Annotated in this window: 3 protein-coding genes and 2 pseudogenes; 1 reads left to right on the forward strand and 4 read right to left on the reverse strand. The window is 58.5% G+C overall.

Going from position 1 to position 6,000, the window contains the following annotated elements:
* Positions 1-2,493: 2,493 nt before the first annotated feature.
* Positions 2,494-2,664: pseudogene (locus E9954_RS30330) on the forward strand (hypothetical protein); the annotation flags it as partial.
* An 855-nt stretch (positions 2,665-3,519) separates the two neighbouring features.
* On the opposite strand, the gene E9954_RS33985 reads toward E9954_RS30330, so the two are convergent.
* The 4 genes and pseudogenes from E9954_RS33985 to E9954_RS30345 form a co-directional block, all read right to left on the reverse strand.
* Positions 3,520-3,750, reverse strand: coding sequence for a DDE-type integrase/transposase/recombinase (locus E9954_RS33985; protein WP_136083036.1), 231 nt, complete (start codon positions 3,748-3,750; stop codon positions 3,520-3,522).
* Between the two features lie 76 nt (positions 3,751-3,826).
* Positions 3,827-3,880, reverse strand: a pseudogene (locus tag E9954_RS33990) (hypothetical protein); the annotation flags it as partial.
* 154 nt (positions 3,881-4,034) lie between these two features.
* Positions 4,035-4,328, reverse strand: coding sequence for a hypothetical protein (locus tag E9954_RS30340; RefSeq protein ID WP_136083037.1), 294 nt, complete (start codon positions 4,326-4,328; stop codon positions 4,035-4,037).
* A gap of 300 nt (positions 4,329-4,628) precedes the next feature.
* A complete protein-coding gene (locus tag E9954_RS30345) occupies positions 4,629-4,898 on the reverse strand; it encodes a hypothetical protein (protein ID WP_136083038.1) in 270 nt (89 codons plus the stop codon).
* Between the last annotated feature and the right edge of the window lie 1,102 nt (positions 4,899-6,000).

Genomic DNA, 6,000 nt, shown 5'->3' on the forward strand with positions numbered 1-6,000 from the left:
CCCTCTCTTAGGATGAAGCAAAGAGCGGCTCGTTCCTCACACGCCCCTTGCTTTCGTGCTGCCACCGGCATCGTTCCGCTGGCGTTGGCAAGATCGCAAACCCGCATAATGCGTGATTATGTTCAGTGGTTTTTGGAAATAAAAATTTCAACCACCCAACATAACAAGTCATTATGCGAGCTTGCTCATAAAGGGTGGCCGTCTCCGGCCACATAAGGGGGGAAGCCCCCGGCGGGGCGCCCGCTTCCCCCTCGGCCTTCGGCCTCACCCCCTTGCCCCATAGCGGTCACGCTTTCGGCGGAGCCAAAAGACGCGCCAGCCCCGGCCCCTTCCTCCAGGTTCTTTTGTTGAGTGTTGTGGCGGTCGGGCGGGGCGGCCGTGGTCGCGTGGTTTCGGCTTACGCCTACACCCACCGCATCCCCCGCCCGCCCGGCCTTGGCGCGTCCATCTCGCAGGCTCGCTGTCCGCGCCCCGGCCCCCGCCCGGGAACCGGGGCTCCGTGCGCTCGGGTTTTTTTAATTGTCGCGCTACGGAGCGGCCGCCCCGCGGCTGCCTGCGGGGCAAGTGGAAGTATCGCAGGTGGTTGCGTGCAAGCGAAGCAAGCTCAGCCTGCTCCCCTGGTTTTTCCAACCTCTGGAAATCCTCTTTCCAATCCCTGGAATGTTCCAGCCTGCTCCCTCGCTTTTCCAGCCATTGGAAGTTTCCAACCCTTGGAACCCGGCGTCGCCACTTCCAGTCATTGGAACTTTTTGGGGAGAGGGGGTAGGGGGGAGTGGGCCCCAAACGACGTTTCACATCGTTTCAGCCTCGCAATCAATCCTCATTCAGAATTCGCATTCGGTATTCGATATTCCGGCGGCGCCCGCGGATGGTTTCCCCCGGAGGGACCCCCCTTCCAGCGCTGCGCGTGCGCGCCGCGCCCTGTTTCCCATTGATATTAACAATGGTTTGAAACGATTTGGAACACGACCGCCCCCCGTTTGATTTCCGCTCTATAGATAAGGAGGCTTTATGCCATTTGAATCCGGACAATCAGGAAACCCGATGGTCGCCCGAAGGGTGTTAAGAGCGGGCGAGTGCTTGCGCTCGGCGTGCTCGACGACCTGCTCAGGGATGAAGGTGCGTTGGAGACCCTCCGTGAAGGTCTTCAAAAATCGCTCGAACGCGATCCAGTCTGGTTTTTCCCCGCATCATCATGCCGCTGCTTCCCAAGGACGCAACGGTTCAATTTGATAAAAAGGAGCCATCCAATGGGTGCGCCTATCTACCATCCCTTTCCGGACAGCTCACATCCATCGATCTAAATCCCGCTTCCGGGTCGTCTGCACCGGGCGCCGTTTTGGAAAAACCTCTGCCTTGCCGGAGAGATAATCGATCGTGGTGGTCTGGTGCCGGGAGACTATGGCTGGGTAGCACCCACCTACAAGTAGCGGAACGCGGGCGCGAAGCACTCTGCTCGCTACTGCCCGGTGCTTGCCGCTCTGTGGGCCGAACCCCGACGCGGGTGGAGTTTCTTCGGAGAATGATGAGCTGGTCCGCGTCTGGTTCCTCTCCGCCGATAATCCCGAAAACATCCGGGGCTACGGATCCGCGGTCTCGTTATCGATGAGGCGGCGCTGGTGCCGCTCGATGTCTGGAACTACATCCTGCGGCCCACCATTGCCCAAACCCTGGCTGGGCGGTGTTCATTTCCACCCCAAGGGCGCAACTGGTTCTACGACATGTACACCCGTGGCAACGATCCGGAAGAACCTGACTTCGAGTCGTTTCATTTTCGAAGTAACGAGGTAATACTTCCCGGCTGAAGAATGGGATGAAGCACAGCGGACGCTTCCGGCCGATGTTTCAAGCAGGAGTACGAAGCGAATTCCTCGAGATTCCGCGGGTCTTCCGCAAGGTATCGTCCGGCCTGATCCCGAATCGGCTATACCCGCGATGACCGCGCGGGCGGTGGTGATCGGATGCGACGTGGCCAGTGCGCTTAACCCCGATTTTCGGACCACCGGCTTAGTGGAACTGCGTCCTCAACATGGTACAAAAGGACGCATGGAAATGGGAGAAAACGAAGAACATTCACGGACAAGTCAAGGCAAGTGGCGATTGAGGCCATCAAGGGCGTGAGACATTGGCGGAGCTGGCATCGGATATCAGTCCATCCGAACCAGATTTCGGATTGAAGAGCAGTTGCTTTCGAATGCGCGGATCTTTTTGCATCGGGAAAAAGAAGCAGGCTCAAACGAGAAGAGCTTACGGCTCCCTTTACGAGAGATCGGGCGTCTGAAGATGGACGTGAAGTGGCTCGAAAAAGCTATGAGCCTGCCGCTCAACGCCGCAGCTGGGTGGAGCCCGGCACCGATTATTCGGTTCGGCGGCAGTGTAGGCTAGCAGGCGTCCCCAGATCGGCTTCTACTACGACCCCGCCCCGCGCCGGAGAACCTCTTCTGATGCTTTCGATCGACGAGCGTATCTCCGGCATCCGAGTTCGGCTATCCACGCATGACGACTGGTTGCGTATCAGCACTAGATGTCAATCACAAGCGGGTCGCCCGCCTCATGCAGCTGATGGGGATTAAGGCCATCAAGCCCGGTCCGCACACGAGCAAGCCCGCCCCGAGGCACAAGATCTACCCTTATTTGCTGCGCAATGTGGACATCGAACGGTGAACCAGTTTGGATACGGACATCACCTACATCCCATGCGGCATGGATACATGTCCTGACCGCCGTAATCGATGGTACAGCCGCTATGTGCTCGCCTGGGAGCTCTCAAGCACCATGGAGAGCACGTTCTGCTTGATGCGACTGAGCTGCGCTGACCAGGGGAATCCGGAGATATTCAACACCGACCAAGGAAGCCAGTCACCTCGAACCTCACCGGTGTCCTGTTAAACGGAACATCACCATCAGCATGGACGGGCGAGGCCGGCGTTGGACACGTATTCATCGAACGACTGTGGTCGGTGAAGTATGAGAAAACTATCCGCATGCTATGCCGACGGGCATGCGTTGCATCGGGGCCTTGACAGCTATTTAAATATTACAACACGAGAGGAAGCACAGCGCTCTGGACAACGCACCCCGCCGAGGATTCATGGAGGGCAGTCAGAACATATCGCAAGTGATGCCGTCGCTGCGCTCGCCCTCGGCCTCCCGGCCGCCTTCGGGGACGGGCTCGCTCCGCGACGGCATCATGGAAGGGCGGACGACCGCCCTTCCATGATGCCGTCGCGGAGCGAGCCCGTCCCCGAAGGGCGCCGGAGGGCCGAGGGAGGAGCGCAGCGACGGCATCACTTGCGATCATGTTCTGACTGCCCCTCCATGAATCCTCGGCGGGGTGCGTTGTCCAGAGCGCTGTGCTTCCTCTCGTGGTGTAATATTTAAATAGCTGTCAAGGCCCGATGCAACGCATGCCCGTCGGCATAGCATCGGATAGATTTTCATACTTCACCGACCACAGTCGTTCGATGAATACGTGTCAACGCCCGGCCTCGCCCGTCCTGCTGATGGTGATGTTCTCGTTTAACAGGACACCGGTGAGGCGTTCGAGGTGACTGGCTTCCTTGGTCGGTGTTGAATATCTCCGGATTCCCCTGCGTCAGCGCAGCTCAGCGCATCAACGCAGAACGTGCTCTCCATGGTGCTTGAGAGCTCCCAGGCGAGCACATAGCGGCTGTACCAGTCGATTACGGCGGTCAGGTAATGTATCCTGCCGCATGGGATGTAGGTGATGTCCGTATCCAACTGGTTCACCCGTTCGAGTCCACATTGCGCAGCAAATAAGGGTAGATCTGTGCCTCGGGGCGGGCTTGCTCGTGTGCGGACCGGGCGTGATGGCCTGAATCCCCATCAGCTGCATGAGGCGGGCGACCCGCTTGTGATTGACATCATAGTCTGATCACGCAACCAGCCGTCATGCGTGGTAGCCGAACTCCGGATGCGGAGATACGCTCGTCGATAAACGCATCAGAAGCAGGTTCTCCGGCGTTTCCGGGGCGGGGTCGTAGTAGAAGCCCGATCTGGGGACGCCTGCGAGCCTACACTGCCGCCGAACGAATAATCGGTGCCGGCTCCACCCAGCTGCGGCGCGTTGAAACGGCAGGCTCATAGCTTTTTTTCGAGCCACTTACGTCCATCTTCAGACGCCCGATCTCTCGTAAAGTGGAGCCGTAAGCTCTTCTTCCGTTTGAGCCTGCTTCTTTTTCCCGATGCAAAAGATCCGCGCATTCGAAAGCAACTGCTTCTTCAATCCGAAATCTGGTTCGGATGGACCTGATATTCCGTGCCAGCTCCGCCAATGTCTTCACGCCCTTGATGGCCTCAATCGCCACCTTGCCTTGAACTTGTCCGTGAATGTTCTTCGTTTTCTCCCATTTCCATGCGTCTTTTGTACCATGTTGAGGACGCAGTTCAATTAAGCCGGTGGTCCGAAAATCGGGTTAAGCGCACTTGGCCACGTCGCATCCGATCACCACCGCCCGCGCGGTCATCGCGGGTAATAGCGATTCGGGATCGGCAGGACGATACCTTGCGGAAGACCCGGCGGAATCTTCGAGGAATTCGTTCGTACTCCTGCTGAAGACATCGGCCGGAAGCGTCCGTGTGCTTCATCCATTCTTCAGCCGGAGTATTTATCTCGTACTTCGAAAATGAAACGACTCGAAGTCAGGTTCTTCCGGATCGTTGCCACGGGTGGACATGTCGTAGAACCATTGCGCCCCTGGGGGGGAAATGAACACCGCCCAGCCCAGGGTTTGGGCAATGGTGGGCCGCAGGATGTAGTTCCAGACATCGAGCGGCACCAGCGCCGCCTCATCGATAACGAGACCGCGGAATCCGTAGCCCCGGATGTTTTCGGGATTATCGGCGGAGAGGAACCAGACCGCGGACCAGCTCATCATTCTCCGAAGAAACTCCACCCGCGTCGGGGTTCGGCCCACAGAGCGGCAAGCACCGGGCAGTAGCGAGCAGAGTGCTTCGCGCCCGCGTTCCGCTAGTTGTAGGTGGTGCTACCCAGCCATAGTCTCCCGGCACCAGACCACCACGATCGATTATCTCTCCGGCAAGGCAGAGGGTTTTCCAAAACGGCGCCCGGTGCAGACGACCCGGAAGCGGGATTTAGATCGATGGATGGTGAGCTGTCCGGGAAAGGGATGGTAGATAGGCGCACCCATTGGATGGCTCCTTTTTTATCAAATTGAACCGTTGCGTCCTTGGGAAGCAGCGGCATGATGATGCGGCGAAAAACCAGACTGGATCGCGTTCGAGCGATTTTTGAAGACCTTCACGGGGGTCTCCAACGCACCTTCATCCCTGAGCAGGTCGTCGAGCACGCCGAGCGCAAGCACTCGCCCGCTCTTAACACCCTTCGGGCGACCATCGGGGTTCCTGATTGTCCGGATTCAAATGGCATAAAGCCTCCTTATCTATAGAGCGGAAATCAAACGGGGGGCGGGTCTGTTCCAAATCGTTTCAAACCATTGTTAATATCAATGGGAAACAGGGGCGCGGCGCGCACGCGCAGCGCTGGAAGGGGGGTCCCTCCGGGGGAAACCATCGGCGGGCGCCCCGGAATATCGAATACCGAATGGCGAATTCTGAATGAGGATTGATTGCGAGCTGAAACGATGTGAAACGTCGTTTGGGGCCCCACTCCCCCTACCCCCTCTCCCCAAAAGTTCCAATGACTGGAAGTGGCGACGCCGGGTTCCAAGGGTTGGAAACTTCCAATGGCTGGAAAAGCGGGGAGCAGGCTGGAACATTCCAGGGATTGGAAAGAGGATTTCCAGAGGTTGGAAAAACCAGGGGAGCAGGCTGAGCTTGCTTCGCTTGCACGCAACCACCTGCGATACTTCCACTTGCCCCGCAGGGCAGCCGCGGGGCGGCCGCTCCGTAGCGCGACAATTAAAAAAACCCGAGCGCACGGAGCCCCGGTTCCCGGGCGGGGGCCGGGGCGCGGACAGCGAGCCTGCGAGATGGACGCGCCAAGGCCCCCGCCCGGGA

It is taken from the genome of Pontiella desulfatans (genome assembly GCF_900890425.1).
GTDB classification, from domain to species: domain Bacteria; phylum Verrucomicrobiota; class Kiritimatiellia; order Kiritimatiellales; family Pontiellaceae; genus Pontiella; species Pontiella desulfatans.

Coding starts and splice junctions, on each gene's coding strand:
- E9954_RS30345 (WP_136083038.1), bottom strand. CDS start 4,898: ATGATGAGCTGGTCCGCGGTCTGGTTCCTCTCCGCCGATAATCCCGAA.